We start from the raw sequence: 19,524 nt of genomic DNA, 5'->3' as shown, positions 1-19,524 counted from the left end.
ATATATCAAAAAATCGATAATTTTACTCAAACTCATTTTTATGTATCAGGATTTTCTCGATTATTTAAAAACAAAACTTCAAATTTCTGAAACTGAATTTGAATTAATACAGGAAACTCTTATTCATAAAAATATTAAAAGAAGAAAATTTCTGCTGCAGGAAGGTGAAATTTGGCGTTATTATGCTTTTGTTTTAAAAGGACTTTTACGCACGTATAGTGTAGACGATCGCGGAGTTGAACATATTATTGATTTTTCTTTGGAAAATTCATGGACGGGCGATATGGAAAGTTATTCTTCCGAAATTCCTTCAAATCTAAATATTGATGCTCTCGAAGATTCTGAAGTAATATTAATTTCGAAAGTAAATTTTGAAAAACTTTTAAACGAAATTCCTGATTTTGCAAAATTCATGAAAAAGCTGTTTGAGATTAGTTTTATAGAATCTCAAAATCGGGTTTTGTCGAATATCAGTTTAACATCGGAACAAAAATATACCAATTTCCTCGATAAATTTCAGGATGTACATCCCAGATTTCCACAGCACATGATTGCTTCTTATTTGGGAATTTCTGCAGAAACACTTAGTAGAATTAGAAATCAAAACACCAAAAAAATATAATCCTGTTGTGTGTAATTTTTTAAACACATAGGAACATAGTTTTTCTGTGTGTTTAAAAGGCGTTTCACTTGCATTAATTCACATATTTGTACGCGTAGAGCTTTGTCAAAGTTTAAAACTTTGACAAAGCTGCGTCATCGAAAAACACACAAAGCTATGTGTTAAAATCTAGATTTTTTTAATCTTCTTAATAAATCATTTTAAATCTATGTTTCTATGTGTTTAATAAAATTTTTATACCTAAAACACAATTGATATAAATATTATAATAACAAAACCAATTGTCCTAAATGATAATTTTGATGATTGGTTCGGCTGATTAAAACATTAAGTTTATTTCTAGTTGGGTCTTTCTTAAAATCATCTTCACTGACAGAAGCATGTTTTTCTAACCATTGTTCTGGTGACATATTTTCGATATGTTCTAACATAACTGCATTTATCTTTTCCCAATTCTGTTTTAAAACTTCAAAATCAGGAAAAATTTTACCGGATTTATCGGGAGCAGAAACAAAAATCGAATCCAGTTCAGGATATCTTTTTTTATCAAAACCCAATAACTCAATCATGGTATCGGTTGTAGAAATAAGATGCCCCAAAAGATATATTCCACGGTTTCTTTCGGGAGAAATTTCTTTGTAGATTTCTTCTTCAGAAAGTTTGATAATTAAATTGTGTAATCTTCTGTTAGATAAAAGCCACGCTTCTATATAAAGTTTGGTAGTTAACAAGAGCGCTTCATCGCTTTTAAAATGTGACATAATACAATGGTTTAATTATTATAAATGTTACAAAGTTCTTGTTTCTAACTTTGGAAAACATTGATATATAATATCAAACAAATTGACTTTAATCAAGGTTTTATATAAAATAAAAAAGGGTAGAAAACACCAGTTTTCTACCCTTTTCAATATTTAGTATTAACAATTAATAATTAACCATTAACAATTATAAACTCATTTCTTCAAAGTCTGCTTTCGTATGCGACTTAAAGTTTCAGGCGTTATTCCTAAATAGGAAGCGACCATGTGCTGTGGAACTCTCAAGGCAATATGAGCCTGTTTTTCCATAAAGTTTTTATACTTTTCTTCGGCAGAATGGCTGATATTGCTGTTAATTCGGTTTTGACTTGCTACAAAACTTCTTTCGATAATCAAGTTTACCAAATCCTGAAATTGAGGAATACTTTTGGTAAGCATTGCAAAATTATCTTTGCTGATTAACAATACTTCGCTGTCTTCAATCGCATCGATATTAAATCGCGAAGGCGTTCCGTTCAAAAGGCTTTCTCTGTCTCCTATCCACCAATTTTCAATAGCAAAATTAATAATGTGTTCGTTCGATTTATCATTTACACTATACGTTCGCAGACAGCCTTTTGTAATAAAAGCATTAAAACGCCAGATATCGCCTTCCTGCAGCAGATATTGATTTTTTCTCAATTTGCGTACAACGGTAACTTCCCGAATCATTTCTAATTCTTCATCACTTAATTGTATCTGATTCAGTAAATATTTGGCAAAAACTTCAAACATATCTTGGGTATAAAAACTTTAAAAAGCTATTTTTTCTAGCCTAACAAAGATACTACAATTGCTCGTTTTCTATTAAAATATATAATCTGTACTCAAGAAATTAGAGTCGTGATCTCTTACAATTGAGTTAAACAGTTTTTTATTGGCATCTGTAGCTTTAGTGGCAACAAGCGAACGAATTGAAAACGAACGCAATGCATCTGAAATGGATAAAGTTCCTTCTGCGCTGTCTTTTCTTCCGGTAAACGGGAAAACGTCCGGCCCGCGTTGTGACTGGCAGTTGATATTTACACGACTTACTAAATTCACAAACGGATCAATTAAACTTGCGACTTCTCTCGGATCTTCACTAAAAATACTCACTTGCATTCCGTGCGACGCATTGATTTGGTAATTAATTGGTTCATCGATAGAATCAAAAGGAACAACCGGAATAATTGGCCCAAATTGCTCTTCATGATACAATTTCATTTTATCGTTTACCGGATAAACTACAGATGGAAATACAAATGAATTATTGGTGTATCCTCCGTTTTCATTTATAATTTTTGCTCCATTTGCCAACGCATCATCCAGACAATTTTTAAGATAAGCTGGTTTATCAACTTCCGGAAGCGGTGTGATTTTTACATCTTTATCCCAAGGAAGTCCCGGTTTTAATGCTGCGACAGCTTCACTTAATTTTTGAACAAATTCATCGGCAACATCTTTCTGCACAAAAATTAATTTTAATGCCGTACAGCGTTGTCCGTTAAAAGATAAAGCGCCCAATAAACATTCATTTACAGCAACGTTTATGTCAGCGTGTTTCGTTACAATGGCAGCGTTTTTAGCATCAAGACTTAAAATAGAACGCAGTCTGTTGGCTTTTGGATGTAATTTCTTTAATCCATTTGCTACATTACTTGATCCAATGAAAGCCAATACATTTACTTTTCCGCTTTCCATTAATGGAGAAATAATTTCTGCGCCTCGTCCGTAAAGTGTATTGACCGTTCCCGGAGGAAATGCTTCTTTAAAGGCATTCAATAAAGGATAATGTGCTAAAACACCATGTTTTGGTAATTTAAACAAAATGGTATTTCCCATTATAAGTGCAGGAATCAGCGTGGTAAAAATTTCATTTAAAGGATAATTAAACGGTCCCATGCTCAAAACAACACCAAGAGAAGATCGTCTCACTTGTGCCAAAACTCCTTCTGCTTCTTCAAATCTTGATGATTGTCTGTCTAAATCTTTTAAGGCGTCAATTGTGGCATTGATATATTCTACGGTTCGGTCAAATTCTTTGGTTGAATCCGGAAGACTTTTTCCAATTTCCCACATTAATAATTTGATCACCAGTTCACGCTGCTGAATCATTAAATACACAAATTTCTGCATGCATTTAATTCTGTCTTCAACGCTCATTGTTGGCCAAACGCCTTGTCCGTCGTCGTAAGCTGCAACCGCTGCGTCAAGTGATTCTAATGCTTCTTTGGCAGAAGTATGCGGAATTGTTCCAACAAGTTTACGTTTAAGTCCGTCTGCTCCATTCACAAAAACGGGAGAAAAAACTTCTGTAACGTCTCCGTTCCATGGAACTAATTTTCCATTTAAGAGATATTCTCTTTGATGGATTTCTGAAATCTGATATTCTTGGGGGATTAGATTTTCTGCTGTAAAAAGCCTGTCAATAGCCGTTAGGGATGCTTTTAAATTTTCCATATACAAATGTTTAATTGGGAATTAATTTAATAAAATTCGTTTTTGGTTTTTAATTTATTTCCTTAACAAATTAAGGAATGTTAAGCAGAACTATGTTAAAATTCTGTTATCACTTTCAATTGATAAACAATCAATATACCTTTTTTGTAAAACCAAAGAATTCAACACCTTACAGCTATAGAAAAAATCTTATTTATTTTATTTCGCTAATTTGTTATTGAAAATTATTGATATTTAAAAAATAGAACCGCGATTGTACTTCAATAAAAATTGAATTTGTGTATATACTAATTTCGGTCTAAATTTGCCCATTCTAAATTTGGTACAAAAATTTAGTTTTAAACAAACGAATATGTGGACTACTTGCCCGGAATGCCAAGGTCGTGGTAAAAAAAGTCGAAGGCTTAGTAAAAAAGTACGGCTTAATTACCAAATAGCATTCGAAGAATTTGAAAAAACACAAGGCAATGGAACTCCTCCTGTTCGTCCTAAGGCTAACTTATACAAATGCCTTAACTGCAACGGATCTGGATTAATTGAATCTAACTTTTTTCCCGAACCGGATACAGAAAATTTCCCAAACGTTGCTATTATTGGTGCCGGAATTGGCGGAACTGCACTTGCTGTTGCCTGTTTACACCGCGGAATTCCTTTTACTATTTACGAACGCGATAACAACTTCGCAGCCCGTTCTCAGGGTTACGGACTTACTTTACAGCAAGCTAGTAAAGCGATCGAAGGTTTAGGTATTTTTTCCTTAAAAGACGGCATAGTTTCTACACGACATTTGGTTCATACTCCCGAAGGAAAAGTGGTTGGCGAATGGGGAATTAGAAAATGGCTGCAGACTGATGGTAAAGTAGCTGCAAAACGTTCTAATGTGCATATCGCCAGACAATCGCTTCGCTTAGAACTTCTCGAACAGCTTGGCGGAGATCATGTTGTACAATGGGGACATCAATTAGTTGATTTTAAAGAATGTGAGGATGAAAGTCTCTACATAAACTTTCTGGTAAATGGTGAAATAAAAAGCACAAAAGCCGATCTTATTGTGGGTGCCGATGGTATTCGCAGTTCGGTTCGAAAGCTTTTAATTGGCGATGATATTACACCTTTACGTTATTTAGATTGTATAGTAATATTGGGTATTTGCCCTTTAAGTGCACTTGAAGGTGTTCATAGTTCTTTGTTGGATTCAGCAACTGTATTTCAAACCGCAAATGGCAATGAACGAATTTATATCATGCCATATACTTCTGATTCTGTGATGTGGCAATTGAGTTTTCCAATGTCTGAAGAAGAAGCAAAATCTTTAAGTGCACAAGGTCCTTTAGCTTTAAAAGAAGAAGCTTGCCGAAGAACACAATGGCACAATCCAATTCCGCAGATTTTAGAGGCAACTTTAGCCACTCAGATTTCGGGATATCCTGTTTATGACCGTCAATTATTGGGTTCTGAATTATTAAACAAAGGAGGTTCATCAACATTGATTGGAGATGCAGCACACCCAATGAGTCCGTTTAAAGGACAAGGTGCAAATCAAGCTTTGCTGGATGCATTATCACTTGCCAGAGCAATTGCAAAAAGATGTAAACCTTTATCGCAATGGAGAAAATCCGGAATCAGGAAAAGTGTATTAACAGAGTTTGAAGCAGAAATGTTAGAACGCAGTGCGGCCAAAGTAAGAGATTCTGCCGATGCTGCCCAATTTTTACATTCTGATATTGTGCTGCATGAAGGTGATGAACCGAGAGGGCGATGTTTGAAGAAAAAAGAAACGTGACAAATTATAACTTACTGTATCATAATTAAATCCTACATTTTTTTGTTATATTTGAGAGTCTTTTTCTGTTAATTCAGTCGTTTCATTATTTCTAAAAAACAGCTAATCGTATGGATACAGGTATTCTCTATCAAACTGAAGCGTGGGTCATTGCGCTATTGCTTTTTGTATTAATGCTTATTTCAAGTTTTATTGGAAAAGTAGCCGGAAATCATATTCGGAAGAAAAACCCTGAAGAAGAAAAAACGACAGAAACATCTTCACTTATTGCCTTGCTTTTTTTCTTACTGGCGTTTACATTTAGCATGAGCAGCGATCGTTACGATTCCCGAAGAAAAATTGTGGTTGAAGAATCCAATATCATTGGTACCGCTATATTGAGGAGTGATTTATATCCTGATTCAACCCGGGCATTGTTCCGAAAAGATTTTAAGGATTACGTAGAAACAAGAATTTCGTACTATAAAGTTGGGCCCAATGTAAAAGGAATTTTAAAGGCCGATAGTTTATCTCAGGTTATTTCTTCGAAGTTATGGAAACGTGCAACTCATCTTTCTAAAGATCCGGCTAATCTTGCCGCAACACAGCAAATGATTCCTGCACTTAACGACTTGATTGATGTTACTACTTCCCGCCTATCTGGAGAAAAAGCAAAAGTTCCCGAAAGTATTTTAGTGATGCTATTTTTTCTGTCTATGATAATTGCATTCTACAGTGGCTATTCTGAAGGGCTTAAAGGCAAAATTGACTGGTTAGTTCAAATTGGTTTTTGTCTTTTGGTTTCGCTAGTAATTTTATTTACACTCGATTTAGACAGACCACGCAGAGGTTTTGTAAATCTTGATGTTCCAAATCAAACTATAATTGATTTGAGGAAAAATTTTGAGTAATTATTCTAACAATTATCATCATTTTTTTGTCTTTTTCTGGTTACTTGGCAAGATAATTTTATATATCTTGCCATGACAAATCATGTGTTTTTCGACGCCTTTAGTTTAATTTGACCGGATATAGATTAAAAATGAATACGAATACAATTACCGCATCAAACCTGCAAACGAAACAACATTTTGAAATTCTCGACGGACTAAGAGGCATTGCTGCCATTGCGGTTGTGATTTTTCATTTTATGGAATGGGTTTTTACAGATCCTGCCCAAAATTTTATCGGACATGGATTTTTAGCGGTTGATTTTTTCTTCTGTCTTTCCGGATTTGTAATTGGTTATGCTTATGATGATCGTATAGCAAAAATGGGGCTTCGTAAGTTTTTTATTTCGAGAATTATTAGGCTTCATCCACTTGTAATTATAGGTTCTGTGTTAGGTTTACTGGCGTTTTTGTTTGATCCTTTTGGTGGTCATCCAGAATTGTACAGTACAGGTAAAATTGTTCTAACTTTTATCTGTTCTTTATTTCTTATTCCGCTGCCTGTTATTGCTGATCGTGGTTTTAATTTGTTCAGCTTTAATGCTCCGGCCTGGTCGCTCTTTTGGGAATATATTGCGAATATTGTGTATGCTTTTGTACTATGTCGCATTAGCCGATTTTACCTTCAAATTCTAACAATTCTGGCTGCTTTGGCTATTTGTTATGTAGCTTATAATTCAGATAATTTACTGGGAGGCTGGAGCGGTCCGACATTTTGGGACGGCTGTGCCCGAATCTCTTATTCTTTTTTAGCGGGTTTGCTTATTTATCGCTGTAACTGGGTTATTAAAAACAAACTCGGATTTATCAGTCTTACTATATTTTTGCTTATGGCTTTTTTAATGCCTTCTTCAGAATGGAACTGGCTGTCTGAACCTTTGGTAGTTTTGTTTTATTTTCCTTTGTTAATTGCTTTGGGCGCGGGTGCAGAACTAACACCAAACCTTAAAAAAATCTGCGTATTTTCCGGAAAGATTTCTTATCCGTTATACATGACGCATTATGCCGCTTTGTGGATGTTTGGTAATTATTATACTTCGCATAAACCAGATACTTTACAGCTGACTATTATTACTATTTTGGGAACGATTTTGTTGGTTGCATTTGCTTATTTAGTAATGGTTTTTTATGATATTCCGCTTCGAAAATATTTGAGTGAGAAATGGAATGGAAAAGCGGTTAAATAAGTTATTTAAAATATTAAAACTCAATTCAAATACTTAAATATGTATAAAAATACGCTTATTTTTTTCTTATCTGTTTTACTTTTTTATGCCTGCAATAAAGTTGAAAAAAAGCTAATCAAAAAAACTGCAATTGTAAGCGATACTTTATCCAAAAAAGATACTTTAACCGTTGCACACCCGCCGGCAGAAGTATATTTTGATCCTGTTAATACTGTGATCAAAGAAGAATTTAAAGATTCTTTGTCTGCAAAATTCTCAGATTTGTCAACTGATGATAAATTTATTATTACTGTTCCAAAGGGAAATATAAATGAGACAACATCAGTATTTCAAATTTTTAACAGCATTGGTGAATTGATATATGAAAAATCTTTTAAAACAAGATACATAGCAAATGGTTATCATTTGATATATATTAAAAATGATGAAGAAATGGAAAAGTACATTTTAACTACAGCTAAAGAAATGGTTGATCCAGATTCTCTTACCGATATATCTGATAAAAATGAAATAGAAAAAGATGATATTTTTGGTCAGCCAAAAGGTGAGTTTATGAACTATGATACCTTTATAGAATGCCAAAATGATAAAAGACCTTTATTCTCCATTTCGCTTTCAGAAGAAGATACGACTTATATAGGTTATTCTAAAAAACTGAAAAAAGCAGTTGATATTATAGGCTGTTGTTAATTGTCTTTATACAAAAATTTGAAATCTATTTAAAATATCCAATGCAAAAAACAACTTTTATACTTTTTATAATTTCATTTTCTCTGTTCCTTTCTTGTCAGGAAAAAAAGAAAGAACACAAGAATATCCCGTTAAAAGAAATAGCAGAAGATAACTCAAAATTAGAATCAGAAATTAAAGAAGATAGCATTTATCCCGTTTATGATCTGGCAGATAATACAACAGCGATTGTTATTACCATGTTTGAATCTGACACCATATCCAAATACGAGAAAATTTACAGACAAATAAATGAAACAGATTCATTAGAAGCCGCTTTTTATGATCCTAAAGCTGTAAAAAATAAAAAAATTGAATTTTATGATACTTTAGGAATTGTAAAGCTTATAAAAAGTAAAAACTTAGAAAAGGAGATTAAAAAAATCATCGAACCAAAATATTATGTTTACGGAACTAAAGGTTTTGCAGAAATGAAGGTTGATGAAGTAATCTGTAGAATTGATGATTGCAGAGAAAATTTCATTGGCCTGACCATCAAGAATTTTGATACTGCTAAAAACGGCAAACCACTTTTATGTTCTAAAAAACCATTAAATCTAAATTACGGAAAAGGCTATTTTCCCATTCAAAGAAAAATTCAAAAAATGGATGACAGCATCGTTTATAGATACAGCGATGAAGACAAGACCAAAGTAAAAGTGTTTGCTAATATTGGTCCTGCCTATTTTGTTTATAATGATGATTTTTTATGGGGAAAAACTTCTGCTAAATCGAAAACCAAATTTCCCGAAAGAAGAATTCTTATCCAGCAAAAAAATGATAAGTTTAAAACAATTTATGTTGAAGGATTAGATTTGCATGGATATCGCTGTGACTAAAGCTATGGCAGAGATACATATTGTTTATATTCTATTTTATTATCGCTGTTTTTATAAAAAACATAAGTGTCTTCACCTCCTTGATAAAACAGGTTTATTTTTAATGTATCCTGCTCAACCCATGTGTAGGTAACGTCTGCATCCGGAGCTTTCCATTCCTTATTTTTCTGTGGTAATTTTTTCAATAAATTCTTTTGTTCGTAATCTGGTGACTCCTTATAAAATATTTCATAAGCGCCGTCAAATGTAGTTTCATTGCATACACAGGTTTTATTTAAAGGATCATCATATCTCGACATACCGTTGTCGTTTTCTTTGCATTTAAAAAGAAGTTCTGTAAGTTTTTCAGTCTCCTCAACCTGAATAATACTGTCAGTATCTTTATTCTTTTTTAAAAGATCTTCTGAATTGCTGCTATTCTCTTTTTTTACGTCTAAAGATTTATGCTCATCATTTTGATGTTTACAGCTTATTAATAACAGTGCAGTTATTAATAGAAATAGTGTTTTTTTAATCATTTTTATTTTCAGTTTTATCTTCTAAAGTTACTTTTCCAAAATTTATTATTTCCATCTCATACATAAAAGGCATATGAGAACCTGCTATCCATTCTCCATTTTTAAAAATAAAAGATAAATGTCTTCTAATAGAGCTTTCAGGAGTAAAAATTTGAAGATTATCTTTTTCATTAGGTTCATAATCGAAATCGAAACAATTTTTACTGTTAAGATCAACAAGCATTCTTTCATTTGTCAAATCTTCTGTTAAAGCTTTCTCCGGCATATACCCCATTCCATCCATTGTAGTTTTACTCCAGCCCAAACATTTTTCTAACGTCCAGGTAAAATCTACACGTCTTTTTTGTCTGTTTTTTCGGGAATTCTTGTGGTGAATAATGGTATCCATTCCATTGGGAACGCAGGTACAAAGTTTGATTTCTTTTCCGCTTTGGCACATATTTTTTGATATTAATTTATCTTTTTAAATGTTTTATCCTCTAAACCTAAATCTGATTTGAGTATTAATTCCTTAGGATTTTTAATTTCAAAAATTAACTCTCTGAAAATATCAATTTCTGTTATCTCCCATTTTTTATTCCCTTTTTCCAAAGCTTCTTTGGTTGATTTAATTGTAGGCAGAACAGGGTTTTCTAAAATATCCGAAGCAGTTGCCCGAACATTTATTTGCAATGAATTCTCTCCAGCAGGTTCAACTTGTACATTTGCAACAAAAAAACCAGGCCCATAACCTTCCCTCGCTTGATCAAATAAATCTGTATTACCGTAAAATAATCCAATTAATGTTTTCTCAACAATTTCTCCTTTTTCATTTGTTTCTTCCCATGCATAACCTTCAAAATCAGCAATACTTTTAATATCTGCTGTTTTCATAACCAAAAGAAGGTTTTCTTTTGGATTATCCGGATTTTTAAATTCATATTCTCCTATAAAATCACTTAACTGATTATTACTGACAGATTGAACTTTATCTATAATTACTTTTGGAGTTATTTCTTTTGTTTCTTTTATTTCTTTCTTTGCCTCTTTACAGGCACATAATGAAAGAATCAGAAAGCAAATCATTATTCTAACTTTTATCATTCTTTATCCATTTTTATCCAGTCATTAATAGTTCCTTCTCCGCCAATTCCTTTTATAAAAAAATTATCGTTTTCTCTTTTTATTAAATAGGTAGGATCTAATTTTAAACAGCGATCGTCTTCTCTATCATAATACAATTCTAAAATAGTACCATTCTGTATTCCTTTATACTCGCCTTCGCAAACAAAATCTCCTCTAAAAGCTTCATACTTTAAATCAATTTTATTTTTTATAATGGTAAAATAATAAGTCGTATGACCTTGTCCATCATTAGTATATTCTCCGTCGGCTTCGGCTTTAAATTTACCTTGAAATTCTTCTGCAATTGGTTTAATATCTTTTAATTTATGAGGTAATAATAATTCTGTAAAAAGCTCTATTCCTTCTTTTTGAATATCACTGGTAAAAAGTCTTTTCAAAAAAATCCATTTATTATTTTCATAAACATAAAAATAAGTATAGGCATCTTTTTTTGATTGAAGAAATCCGTCTTTGCTGCGGGTTAATGCTTCTTTAGGCGAAAATTCAACAACAAAGTAATAATCGTTTAAGCTCTTTTTTATAATATCATTTGCCTGTTTTTTCATTAGTTTTGGGTCTTCTTCAGCAGGATTTTCAGGTCTAAAGTGAGCAAAAAAACCATCTGAATTATCAGTATCCCAATAATAACGGATTAACCTTGACTTTCCGACATAGTTGAAATTAAACTGTCCTAAATTTTCATCATAAAAATGATAGGCAGGATAAGGTGGTGAAATACCTGGAAAGTCTAAACCATCAATTTTATATTTTTCATCCAAAAAATTGACAGGAGCTATTGTATAATCTTTATATACCGTTGCAGAAATTTTAACCTCATCGTTTTTTTGAGTTTTTACAGCTGTTTTATTACGAACTTCTTTTGTTTCGTTTTTACAACTATTCAATAAAAATAAAAGAGCAAATAACTTTATACAATATTTCATATTTAAAAATAAACTTTTTGAATTAATCACCTATTGAAGCAAACGCTGCAATTTCTTTTAAATCTATATAATACTCTCCTGCTATATCAGAACCTTCAAATTCTTCTATATAGATTTTTACAAAATATCTTTTTTTGCCCTCTTTTTTTACAATTTTAAACTCTCTCAAATAATTAAAAAGTATTGCATGATCATTGTAGACAACAAGCTCAAAATTATTTAAGCTATATAATTGAATATTTACATTTTTCTCTAAATTCAGTTCGCCTTGATCAATCAAAATTGCTTGTTTCTTGTAGTCGAAATTATCAGAAGTTTTTACAAAATTATCATTGCCAATTTTTGCAAATAAAAGATCTGTATTAAATAAATTCATAGCATAATTAAACTCCTCAGTTTCATAGTACTCTGATAATTTGCTGGAATTTTTAGAAACTTCGTAGGTTGATTTCTTATTATAACATTCTAGATAAGATTTATTTTGCTCTGTAAAAAAAGTACCTATCAAAAAATTGTTTCTGTCAATTGTAATGTATGAATAAAAATTTGGCCCGTCAGCATTATAATCTTCCTGGGTCATTTCTATGTCATGACTTTTATACGTTTCATAACTAGGTTTATAATAGGATACTTCTTTTATAAATCGTATTTTATTGTCTTTTTCAAAATAATGAACTGTATCGTATTTCGTTGGAAAATTAAGGGTTTTGGCTTCTTTTAATCCCATTAAACAATAGCAGTCTTTTGTAAAATAACTGTTATCATTTTCTTTTCTAGAAAGTAATTCTAATGCTGAAGAAGCTACATATAATTCTTGATTTTTATAGAGAATTTTAGAAACTCCTTTTTTACTGTCAAAAGAAATAACTTCAATTTTTGCAGCATAATTTAAATGATCTGTTTTTTGAGATAAATCATTATTAGCAAATAAATCTGTTCCTTCAAAATTTGCAACAATTCCCAGAGAAGTTTTAATGTGTTTTGCCTCGCTTTCTTTTTTACACGAAATAACAGCAATTGAAACAAGAAACAGGCAGAGTATTTTTTTTATCACGTTTTGTTTTTCAGTAAATCTAGCAAATTTTATTTACCAATTAAAAGACATTTCATAGGATATTTTTTAATTCTGAAATAATTTTTATCTTGCCAATAACCTAAAACCCGATAACTAAATTGAGCACCATTAAAACCAAAATAGCTATAATTCTTTTGTCTTCTATTATTCTGCATTCTTGCAAGAAAGAAGAAAAAATTTAGAATCAAAAAGTAAACGAGGAAAACACATTACCAAAGATTAAAGAAGATAACGACGAAACAGTAAGAACGGTAACTTTATTCTCTTTTAACAATGAGGATAATACTGAAGTAATTAAAATATCTGGCAGCGATGCTGGCGACGAGGATGATTTTTATCTTGGCGGCGCAAAAAATATAATAATAGCTTCAAAGTATAAAAAAAATCTTGAGTTGCTTAAAAGTGACACTTTGGTAATAAGTGACTATAATCATATCGTAATCGACCCAAAACATACTTTAAGAAAAAAAATTCAAGGTATAGATTATTTTCTATTTGCGATAAAAGAATCTCCTTTAGGCAACGGTGATCCTGGAATATACCTAAGTTTTATTATGCTAAATATAAATAATCTAAAGTTTTATACCTTAAAATATGATGGAGAATATAGTTTAAGATCTGGAGAGTTTGTTGATGGTGAATTTACAAAAGATAAAACTCTGGAATCCAAAACTGCAGTATACAACGAATTATATCAATTTGGTGCTAAAAGTAAATGGATTTATAAGCCAACTGAACAAGAAAAAGACATCAATTATTATAAGAATTTTGAACAAAAATGGGATGAAGACAATTATCCTGAAGGAAAAGAAAGTTCTTACCCAACTATTGTAAAAAGTACTTATTATAGTGAAAATTTATTTGAATTTAATGGAGAATACGATAAAGATCGAGTAATTGAAAATGACGATTTTAAGATTGTTTCTTATTTTCGAAACAACATTATAGGTTATGATAAAAACAAAAAATTATATTTTCCAATTGCTGTAGAATCTTGTCATGTAGGATGTGATAAGGAAATAAAATTTATATCTGAAAATGAGATTAAAATTTCACACGAAACGGATTCTGAACGACCTGATTTTATTAATTTAAGCAAAATTGAATTCACAAACGAAGAGCTTTAATATTATTTCAAGTGCTGTTTATTAATTGAAATAGTATCACAAAAAAACATCTGACACTAAATTGCTTTAATGCCAGATGTTCGCGTACAAATCAACCTAATTAAAATCTTTATTTTACCACATAGGAAACTTTATCGGCTTCGCAAAGCCTGAAATAACCAAAGGCATAATTATTAGCATCGGTAGTGTTTACAATATTTCCGCGGATATTTCCGGGAGGAATTGAAAACGGGCTTCCACCATATATTTCTAAAAGTAAATTCATATAGTTGTAAAAGTTTTTAGAAATGCCACGATTTGTAATATCAACCGTATTTCCTGCTTTCATATCTTCATGATTGAACCTGTTACTTATTTCATTTCCGTTAAAGAAATCATCATCTGTAAGGTCATATTCCGGATAAATCAGGAAACTGCTTTTAAAATCTGAAAGATAATAATTCACCTGATCGGCAGGATCTTTATAATAAAAAGTCAGTTCTATAACATCCTCTCCTCCAAAATCAGGAACAACTGCCTGCTCTACTCTATCAATTGGCGTTACAGATGTCAGCTTTTCAGTAGCGGTAAGACTCTGACCTTCTGCTTGTACGTAAAGCGTATAATCTGCATTTAAAACAGGAACAAAATTGGTACACTTATAAACACCCGGTTCTGTTTCATTAAAAGTAAAAACAGTTCCGGTACTATTTTCAACTCTTACCTGCGCTCCCGAAACTTTTGGTGTTGTGTTATTATAATACGGAGCTGTTTTACTGATTTTTATAGTTTGTTCATTACCAGCTGTTCCTTTAAACCATAAAATCTCAGCATCGACTACTATTCTTGTCTGTCCGGTTTCTAAATCAAGATTGACTACATCTTCACAAGATGATAAAAACAGCACGCAAAACAAGCTGAATAAAACTAGTGCTTTACTTTTAAAATTATATTTATTAATCCTTTGCATACTCATTAAAATTTAAAATTATAAGAAATTCCAGGTACGACTCCAAAAATTGAAAGTCTTCTGGTTTCATTCGCTCCCGTGTCTTCATTTGTTGCAAACGTCATAGAAGCTGCATTTTTTCTGTTGTAAACATTATAAAGACTGAATACCCAATAGCTCTGCCATCCTTTCTTTTTATCCGGTTTAGGCGTGTAAGTTGCAGCCAAATCTAAATGGTGAAAAAGCGGCAGTCTGTTTTCATTACGAAGTGAAAAGTTTGGAATATTGATTCCGCCAAATTCATAATAACCATTTGCATATGTTACCGGCTGACCAGACTGCAAAGTGAAATTAGCATTAAATGACCATTTTGGATTGTATTCATAACTTCCTACAATGTTCAAATTATGCAGTTTATCATATCCAGATAAATACCAGTCACCATTTGCAATTCCAGGTTCATCAGGAGTTCTTCCCGGTGTTTTTTGTTCTGCTCTTGATAAAGTGTAGGAAACCCATCCTGTAAAATTTCCGGTATTTTTTCTAAATGATAATTCCATACCATACGATCTGGCTTTACCATTTAAGATAACCTGCTCGATATTGTTATTAGCCAATATATCGGCACCATCAATGTAATCGATACGATTTTGTATCTTTTTATAAAATAATTCTCCTTCAAAAGAATAATCGCCGTCTTTAAAATTCCTGAAATATCCGGCCGCATATTGATCCAGTAATTGCGGTTTTGTAAACGGTCCGCTTGGCGTCCAGATACTGGTAGGTAATGGCGATTGTGTATTAGATAAAATATGAATGTACTGCGCCATTCTGTTGTAACTTGCTTTTACAGAAGCATCATCACTAAAAGCATATGATAATGCCACACGCGGTTCAAGGTTATCAAAACTGCTTATTTTATCTCCTTTTCCATAAGATATACTTCCTGTTGGAGTACCTTCTTCATAAATATGATACAACGGATTAAATACTACTGCTTTTCCATCTGCATAAGTATTAATAGTTTCATCACCTAAACGATAAAACAAACTGTAACGAAGTCCGTAACGAAGGTTTAATTTTGGAGTAATCTGATTCTCAAAATCCACATAAGCAGATGTTTCTAACGAATATTTCTTATCCAGCTGTTTGTAATTAAAGTCTGAATCTAAACTTGTAGGCTGAACTGTTCCCGGATTAAAATTATAATACTGACCGTCGATTCCGTAGTTTAATTTAAACTTATCAGTTACAATATGATTAAAACCATATTTAAGTCCGTACGTTCGAATGTTATTGTTCCAGTCAAAATCTTCCTGCTGTAAACCAAGGTTAAATTTATAATCGCTGTAAAAAACAGCTAAATTAGTATTCAGGTTTTCAGAAAATTTATGTTTCCAGCTTAAAATTCCCATTGTGTTTCCGTAAGTACTGGAAAAACGATCGTTTATATCAAAAACATCATTTCCAAAATATCCAGAAAAAGCAAGTGTATTATTAGCGCCCAATCTATAATTGAACTTCGCATTGATATCATAAAACATAGCCGAATTATTATTATCTGCCAGTTTTAAAAATAAATGTGCATAAGAGGCACGACCTGCAATAAGAAACGAACCCACATCTTTTTGTATTGGTCCCTGCACTAAAAGTCGGCTTGAGATTAAACCAATTCCTCCGTTAACTTTGTAATTTTCAAAATCTCCGGTTTGCTGCGTTACGTCCAAAACAGAAGAAACACGTCCGCCAAATTTAGACGGAATTCCACCTTTATATAAATCTAATCCGTTTACAACATCAGCATTAAAAATAGAGAAAAATCCAAACATATGTGAATCTCCGTAAACTGGCGCACCATCCAGCAGAATTAAATTTTGATCTGCTGCACCACCACGAACGTTAAAACCAGAAGAAGCTTCTCCTGCGTTTGTAACTCCAGGCAGTGTTAACAATGATTTTAAAGGATCAGGCTCACCCATTGCAACAGGAATTCGTTTAATTTCTGCCATCGAAAGTTTGTTGACACTCATTTGAGTATTCCTTACATCAACAGCTTTACTATTGGTTACAATTACCTGCTCTAGCTGCTGACTGTCAGATTCCATGTTGAATTTTATTCTTTCATCACCATCAACTGCAATCTGTCTTTCTTTGTTTTTCAAGCCTACATAACTTACAACAAGATTGTAAATACCTTTGTCCACATCTATGCTAAAGGTTCCATTAATATCTGTTGTAACACCCGTAGAAAGTTCTATGATGAAAACATTCGCTCCTATTACGGGCTCTTTGTTTTCATCAAGAACCTGTCCTGTCAGTTTATTTTTTTTTTTAGCCGTTTTTACAGCTTTTTGTTTTACAAAAATATTACTGCCTACAATCGAAAATTGAATCGATGTGTTTTTATTTAATTCATTAACAAGCTGTTTGATATCGATATTAGTATACACGTTTTTTTGCGTAAAATATCTTTGGCTGGTATTAATTTGATCTGTAAAGGCAAATTTAAAATCAGATTGATTTTCAATTTGTTTAAAGAATTCCTTTAATGTTACCGTTTGATCTACAGTTACCGTGACGTTTTGGGAAAAAACTCCCCAACTGAATAAAAAAAAGCACGCTGAAATTATATGCTTCATGAAATTTTGTATTTTTGAATTATTAAATGGAATAGTTTTATACTATCCTGACTATAGGAAGGATGTTTTTAGTTTCGCGGCTAGTGCATCCTTTTCTTTTCTATTGAAAAGTAACTTGTTTTAATTTTTCATTTACTTCATAGTTTAGGTTATACATTTCTGATATTAATTGGATAATCGTATTTAAATCTTCTTTTTTATTGATGCGCACCGTAATTCGCTGGTTCTCGTATTCCTGCGGCATAATTACTTTATATCCGTAATTTGTTTCGATATAAGTGCTTACATCTGTTAGCTTTTGATTATCAAAATCTATAAATCGGTTGAATTCTGTAACCGATGTAGTTTGGTTTCCGTATGTGAATTTTTCGCCCGGTTTTAGTATCCATTTTTCATTGCGGTCTTTTACATTCATCTGAACACTTCCTTCATAAAGTTCAACCGTTACTCCTTTTTGAGTGTATCCTTTTACTGTAAAAGAAGTTCCTAAAACTGTAGTGGTTGTTTCGTTACAAAATACCTGAAATGGATGTTTTTTATCCTTGGTTACTTTAAAATAAACTTCTCCCGAAACTTCCACTTTTCTGTTTGCTGCAAAATTACTGGCGTAAGCAATTTTAGAATTCGGACTCAATTCTACTCTTGAACTATCTGGTAAAACAGCCGTTTTTATTATCGAAGTTGTATTTTCAATTACATTTTCGGTAAGTTGAATTTCATTGTTTACAGGATTACTGCCATTAAAGTAAAGTCCGGTTCCTATAAGAACAAAAATCAAAACAGCCGCCGCTGCCGCAAAATAACGCCAGGAATTATTCTTTTTCTTTTTTGGAGAAAATGCCTTTGCCTGGAATTGTTCCCAAGACATCTCTTTTTCATGATTAGAATGTGAAACAGGGATTTCGTCCCATATTTTTTTCAATTCCTCTTCTATTTTCTTTTCGTCCATGTCTTTAGTGCGTTAAAGTTTTTGACAATAAAATCCTTGTTTATTAAAAACACCATACACCATTTCTTTAATCTCTCTGTTCGTTTCGATTTTTAGAATATGATTACTATCATCTACCACAAAATCCATTGAACAATCAGAAATAATAAAACGAAGAAGCACTACAATAAAGCTTGCATCTTCCTTGGTTTTAACATCAGTTTTATAAGATTCAATATGCATTTTTTGTTTCTGTTTATTAGTATAACAAACGAGAACAAAAAAGTTCCTAATGGTTTTCGATTTTTTTTCGAATAAATTTACTGGCGAGGTAAATATGATTGGCAATTGTTTTTTCAGAAAGGTCTGTTATTGCCGCAATCTCCTTATAGCTAAGGTTTTCCAGTTTGTGTAAAGTAAATATTTTTTGCTGCTGCTCCGGAAGTAAATTTATAAAAGCATACAGTTTTTCTTTTCTTTCTTCAAAAATCACATCATCATAATCTTCATTTTCGATTTCAAAATTTGAAGTATCGAGCTGAATTATTTTATTTTCCCTGTTAACGTGATTGATGATAATGTTTTTGCAGATAACAAAGAGCTGTTTGTCAAACAAAACATCTTCGTTAAGTAATTCTCTTTTATTATAAAGTCTTAAAAAAGTTTCCTGTACAAAATCCTGCGGAGTAAGAACCGTAAAATTAAAACGTCTGGCAATACCAATAAGTTTATCGTAGTAATTTAGGTAAGCTTCTTTGAAGGAAGCCTCATTACCTTTTTTTAAACTTAATATAAACTTTTTATTGTCCATAACGTAAATATGATCCTTAGTCTTAACTCCATGTTCAAAATAATATTGTACACGAATTTTTTCTGCAAAGACTGTATTCCTTATTTTATTACTGCAAAGAACAGAAATTTATTCTAAAA

20 protein-coding genes are annotated in these 19,524 nt (G+C 32.0%); 7 read left to right on the top strand and 13 right to left on the bottom strand.

The features are described 5' to 3' along the window. Window positions 1-40 precede the first annotated feature (40 nt). Entirely contained in the window at window positions 41-622 is a 582-nt protein-coding gene (locus NLJ00_RS16675; RefSeq protein ID WP_256634631.1) for a Crp/Fnr family transcriptional regulator, read from the top strand. Between the two features lie 263 nt (window positions 623-885). On the opposite strand, the gene NLJ00_RS16670 is transcribed toward NLJ00_RS16675, so the two are convergent. From NLJ00_RS16670 to NLJ00_RS16660, 3 genes are all read right to left on the bottom strand, one after another. After that, window positions 886-1,383 carry a DinB family protein gene (locus tag NLJ00_RS16670; RefSeq protein ID WP_256634630.1) on the bottom strand — a complete coding sequence of 166 codons (498 nt, stop codon included), beginning with the start codon at window positions 1,381-1,383 and terminating at the stop codon, window positions 886-888. A gap of 195 nt (window positions 1,384-1,578) precedes the next feature. Beyond that, window positions 1,579-2,157 carry a Crp/Fnr family transcriptional regulator gene (locus NLJ00_RS16665; RefSeq protein ID WP_256634629.1) on the bottom strand — a complete coding sequence of 193 codons (579 nt, stop codon included), beginning with the start codon at window positions 2,155-2,157 and terminating at the stop codon, window positions 1,579-1,581. A 72-nt stretch (window positions 2,158-2,229) separates the two neighbouring features. Further along, entirely contained in the window at window positions 2,230-3,864 is a 1,635-nt protein-coding gene (locus tag NLJ00_RS16660; RefSeq protein ID WP_256634628.1) for an NADP-dependent glyceraldehyde-3-phosphate dehydrogenase, read from the bottom strand. A 352-nt stretch (window positions 3,865-4,216) separates the two neighbouring features. Between NLJ00_RS16660 and NLJ00_RS16655 the strand changes: the two genes are divergently transcribed. From NLJ00_RS16655 to NLJ00_RS16635, 5 genes are all read left to right on the top strand, one after another. Further along, complete coding sequence (locus tag NLJ00_RS16655; RefSeq protein ID WP_256634627.1) at window positions 4,217-5,647, top strand: FAD-dependent oxidoreductase; 1,431 nt, start codon at window positions 4,217-4,219, stop codon at window positions 5,645-5,647. 110 nt (window positions 5,648-5,757) lie between these two features. Next, window positions 5,758-6,537 (top strand): bestrophin-like domain, encoded by a 780-nt coding sequence (locus tag NLJ00_RS16650; protein ID WP_256634626.1) that lies wholly within the window; start codon window positions 5,758-5,760, stop codon window positions 6,535-6,537. A gap of 131 nt (window positions 6,538-6,668) precedes the next feature. Beyond that, the gene (locus NLJ00_RS16645; protein WP_256634625.1) at window positions 6,669-7,763 is read left to right on the top strand and encodes an acyltransferase family protein; all 1,095 of its coding nucleotides are present in this window, start codon (window positions 6,669-6,671) and stop codon (window positions 7,761-7,763) included. A 39-nt stretch (window positions 7,764-7,802) separates the two neighbouring features. After that, on the top strand, window positions 7,803-8,453 hold the full coding sequence (locus NLJ00_RS16640; protein WP_256634624.1) for a hypothetical protein: 651 nt from the start codon (window positions 7,803-7,805) through the stop codon (window positions 8,451-8,453). Window positions 8,454-8,494: 41 nt separating this feature from the next. Next, window positions 8,495-9,331, top strand: coding sequence for a hypothetical protein (locus NLJ00_RS16635; RefSeq protein WP_256634623.1), 837 nt, complete (start codon window positions 8,495-8,497; stop codon window positions 9,329-9,331). A 2-nt stretch (window positions 9,332-9,333) separates the two neighbouring features. On the opposite strand, the gene NLJ00_RS16630 is transcribed toward NLJ00_RS16635, so the two are convergent. From NLJ00_RS16630 to NLJ00_RS16610, 5 genes are read right to left on the bottom strand one after another with little or no spacing between them, the layout of a single operon-like run. Then, window positions 9,334-9,849 (bottom strand): hypothetical protein, encoded by a 516-nt coding sequence (locus tag NLJ00_RS16630; protein ID WP_256634622.1) that lies wholly within the window; start codon window positions 9,847-9,849, stop codon window positions 9,334-9,336. Continuing rightward, window positions 9,842-10,288, bottom strand: coding sequence for a hypothetical protein (locus tag NLJ00_RS16625; RefSeq protein WP_256634621.1), 447 nt, complete (start codon window positions 10,286-10,288; stop codon window positions 9,842-9,844). Before NLJ00_RS16625 ends, NLJ00_RS16630 begins: the two co-directional genes overlap by 8 nt. Window positions 10,289-10,299: 11 nt before the next feature. Continuing rightward, on the bottom strand, window positions 10,300-10,932 hold the full coding sequence (locus NLJ00_RS16620) for a hypothetical protein (RefSeq protein ID WP_256634620.1): 633 nt from the start codon (window positions 10,930-10,932) through the stop codon (window positions 10,300-10,302). After that, on the bottom strand, window positions 10,929-11,897 hold the full coding sequence (locus tag NLJ00_RS16615; protein ID WP_256634619.1) for a hypothetical protein: 969 nt from the start codon (window positions 11,895-11,897) through the stop codon (window positions 10,929-10,931). The genes NLJ00_RS16620 and NLJ00_RS16615 overlap by 4 nt, the downstream gene beginning before the upstream one ends. Window positions 11,898-11,919: 22 nt before the next feature. Continuing rightward, window positions 11,920-12,951, bottom strand: coding sequence for a hypothetical protein (locus NLJ00_RS16610; protein ID WP_256634618.1), 1,032 nt, complete (start codon window positions 12,949-12,951; stop codon window positions 11,920-11,922). A 413-nt stretch (window positions 12,952-13,364) separates the two neighbouring features. On the opposite strand from NLJ00_RS16610, the gene NLJ00_RS16605 reads away from it, so the two are divergent. Beyond that, entirely contained in the window at window positions 13,365-14,099 is a 735-nt protein-coding gene (locus NLJ00_RS16605) for a hypothetical protein (RefSeq protein ID WP_256634617.1), read from the top strand. 109 nt (window positions 14,100-14,208) lie between these two features. On the opposite strand, the gene NLJ00_RS16600 is transcribed toward NLJ00_RS16605, so the two are convergent. From NLJ00_RS16600 to NLJ00_RS16580, 5 genes are all read right to left on the bottom strand, one after another. Next, the gene (locus NLJ00_RS16600; protein WP_256634616.1) at window positions 14,209-15,048 is read right to left on the bottom strand and encodes a DUF4249 domain-containing protein; all 840 of its coding nucleotides are present in this window, start codon (window positions 15,046-15,048) and stop codon (window positions 14,209-14,211) included. A 5-nt stretch (window positions 15,049-15,053) separates the two neighbouring features. Next, on the bottom strand, window positions 15,054-17,666 hold the full coding sequence (locus tag NLJ00_RS16595; RefSeq protein ID WP_256634615.1) for a TonB-dependent receptor: 2,613 nt from the start codon (window positions 17,664-17,666) through the stop codon (window positions 15,054-15,056). 100 nt (window positions 17,667-17,766) lie between these two features. Continuing rightward, window positions 17,767-18,615 (bottom strand): FecR family protein, encoded by an 849-nt coding sequence (locus NLJ00_RS16590; protein WP_256634614.1) that lies wholly within the window; start codon window positions 18,613-18,615, stop codon window positions 17,767-17,769. Between the two features lie 12 nt (window positions 18,616-18,627). Then, window positions 18,628-18,837, bottom strand: coding sequence for a hypothetical protein (locus tag NLJ00_RS16585; RefSeq protein ID WP_053470363.1), 210 nt, complete (start codon window positions 18,835-18,837; stop codon window positions 18,628-18,630). 46 nt (window positions 18,838-18,883) lie between these two features. After that, the gene (locus NLJ00_RS16580; RefSeq protein ID WP_256634613.1) at window positions 18,884-19,405 is read right to left on the bottom strand and encodes an RNA polymerase sigma factor; all 522 of its coding nucleotides are present in this window, start codon (window positions 19,403-19,405) and stop codon (window positions 18,884-18,886) included. Window positions 19,406-19,524: the final 119 nt, after the last annotated feature.

The organism is Flavobacterium panici, assembly GCF_024499525.1.
Taxonomy (GTDB): Bacteria; Bacteroidota; Bacteroidia; order Flavobacteriales; family Flavobacteriaceae; genus Flavobacterium; species Flavobacterium panici.
The sequence above is the reverse complement of the archived record's forward strand: the minus strand, read 5'-3'. Positions and strand labels throughout refer to the sequence as shown.

Bases quoted from the DNA above. Each gene is read 5' to 3' on its own strand.
- NLJ00_RS16670 (WP_256634630.1), bottom strand. From the start codon at position 1,383: ATGTCACATTTTAAAAGCGATGAAGCGCTCTTGTTAACTACCAAACTT.
- NLJ00_RS16580 (WP_256634613.1), bottom strand. From the start codon at position 19,405: ATGGACAATAAAAAGTTTATATTAAGTTTAAAAAAAGGTAATGAGGCT.
- NLJ00_RS16590 (WP_256634614.1), bottom strand. From the start codon at position 18,615: ATGGACGAAAAGAAAATAGAAGAGGAATTGAAAAAAATATGGGACGAA.
- NLJ00_RS16645 (WP_256634625.1), top strand. From the start codon at position 6,669: ATGAATACGAATACAATTACCGCATCAAACCTGCAAACGAAACAACAT.
- NLJ00_RS16620 (WP_256634620.1), bottom strand. From the start codon at position 10,932: ATGATAAAAGTTAGAATAATGATTTGCTTTCTGATTCTTTCATTATGT.
- NLJ00_RS16640 (WP_256634624.1), top strand. From the start codon at position 7,803: ATGTATAAAAATACGCTTATTTTTTTCTTATCTGTTTTACTTTTTTAT.
- NLJ00_RS16630 (WP_256634622.1), bottom strand. From the start codon at position 9,849: ATGATTAAAAAAACACTATTTCTATTAATAACTGCACTGTTATTAATA.
- NLJ00_RS16665 (WP_256634629.1), bottom strand. From the start codon at position 2,157: ATGTTTGAAGTTTTTGCCAAATATTTACTGAATCAGATACAATTAAGT.
- NLJ00_RS16585 (WP_053470363.1), bottom strand. From the start codon at position 18,837: ATGCATATTGAATCTTATAAAACTGATGTTAAAACCAAGGAAGATGCA.
- NLJ00_RS16595 (WP_256634615.1), bottom strand. From the start codon at position 17,666: ATGAAGCATATAATTTCAGCGTGCTTTTTTTTATTCAGTTGGGGAGTT.
- NLJ00_RS16650 (WP_256634626.1), top strand. From the start codon at position 5,758: ATGGATACAGGTATTCTCTATCAAACTGAAGCGTGGGTCATTGCGCTA.
- NLJ00_RS16655 (WP_256634627.1), top strand. From the start codon at position 4,217: ATGTGGACTACTTGCCCGGAATGCCAAGGTCGTGGTAAAAAAAGTCGA.
- NLJ00_RS16600 (WP_256634616.1), bottom strand. From the start codon at position 15,048: ATGCAAAGGATTAATAAATATAATTTTAAAAGTAAAGCACTAGTTTTA.
- NLJ00_RS16660 (WP_256634628.1), bottom strand. From the start codon at position 3,864: ATGGAAAATTTAAAAGCATCCCTAACGGCTATTGACAGGCTTTTTACA.
- NLJ00_RS16675 (WP_256634631.1), top strand. From the start codon at position 41: ATGTATCAGGATTTTCTCGATTATTTAAAAACAAAACTTCAAATTTCT.
- NLJ00_RS16615 (WP_256634619.1), bottom strand. From the start codon at position 11,897: ATGAAATATTGTATAAAGTTATTTGCTCTTTTATTTTTATTGAATAGT.
- NLJ00_RS16635 (WP_256634623.1), top strand. From the start codon at position 8,495: ATGCAAAAAACAACTTTTATACTTTTTATAATTTCATTTTCTCTGTTC.
- NLJ00_RS16625 (WP_256634621.1), bottom strand. From the start codon at position 10,288: ATGTGCCAAAGCGGAAAAGAAATCAAACTTTGTACCTGCGTTCCCAAT.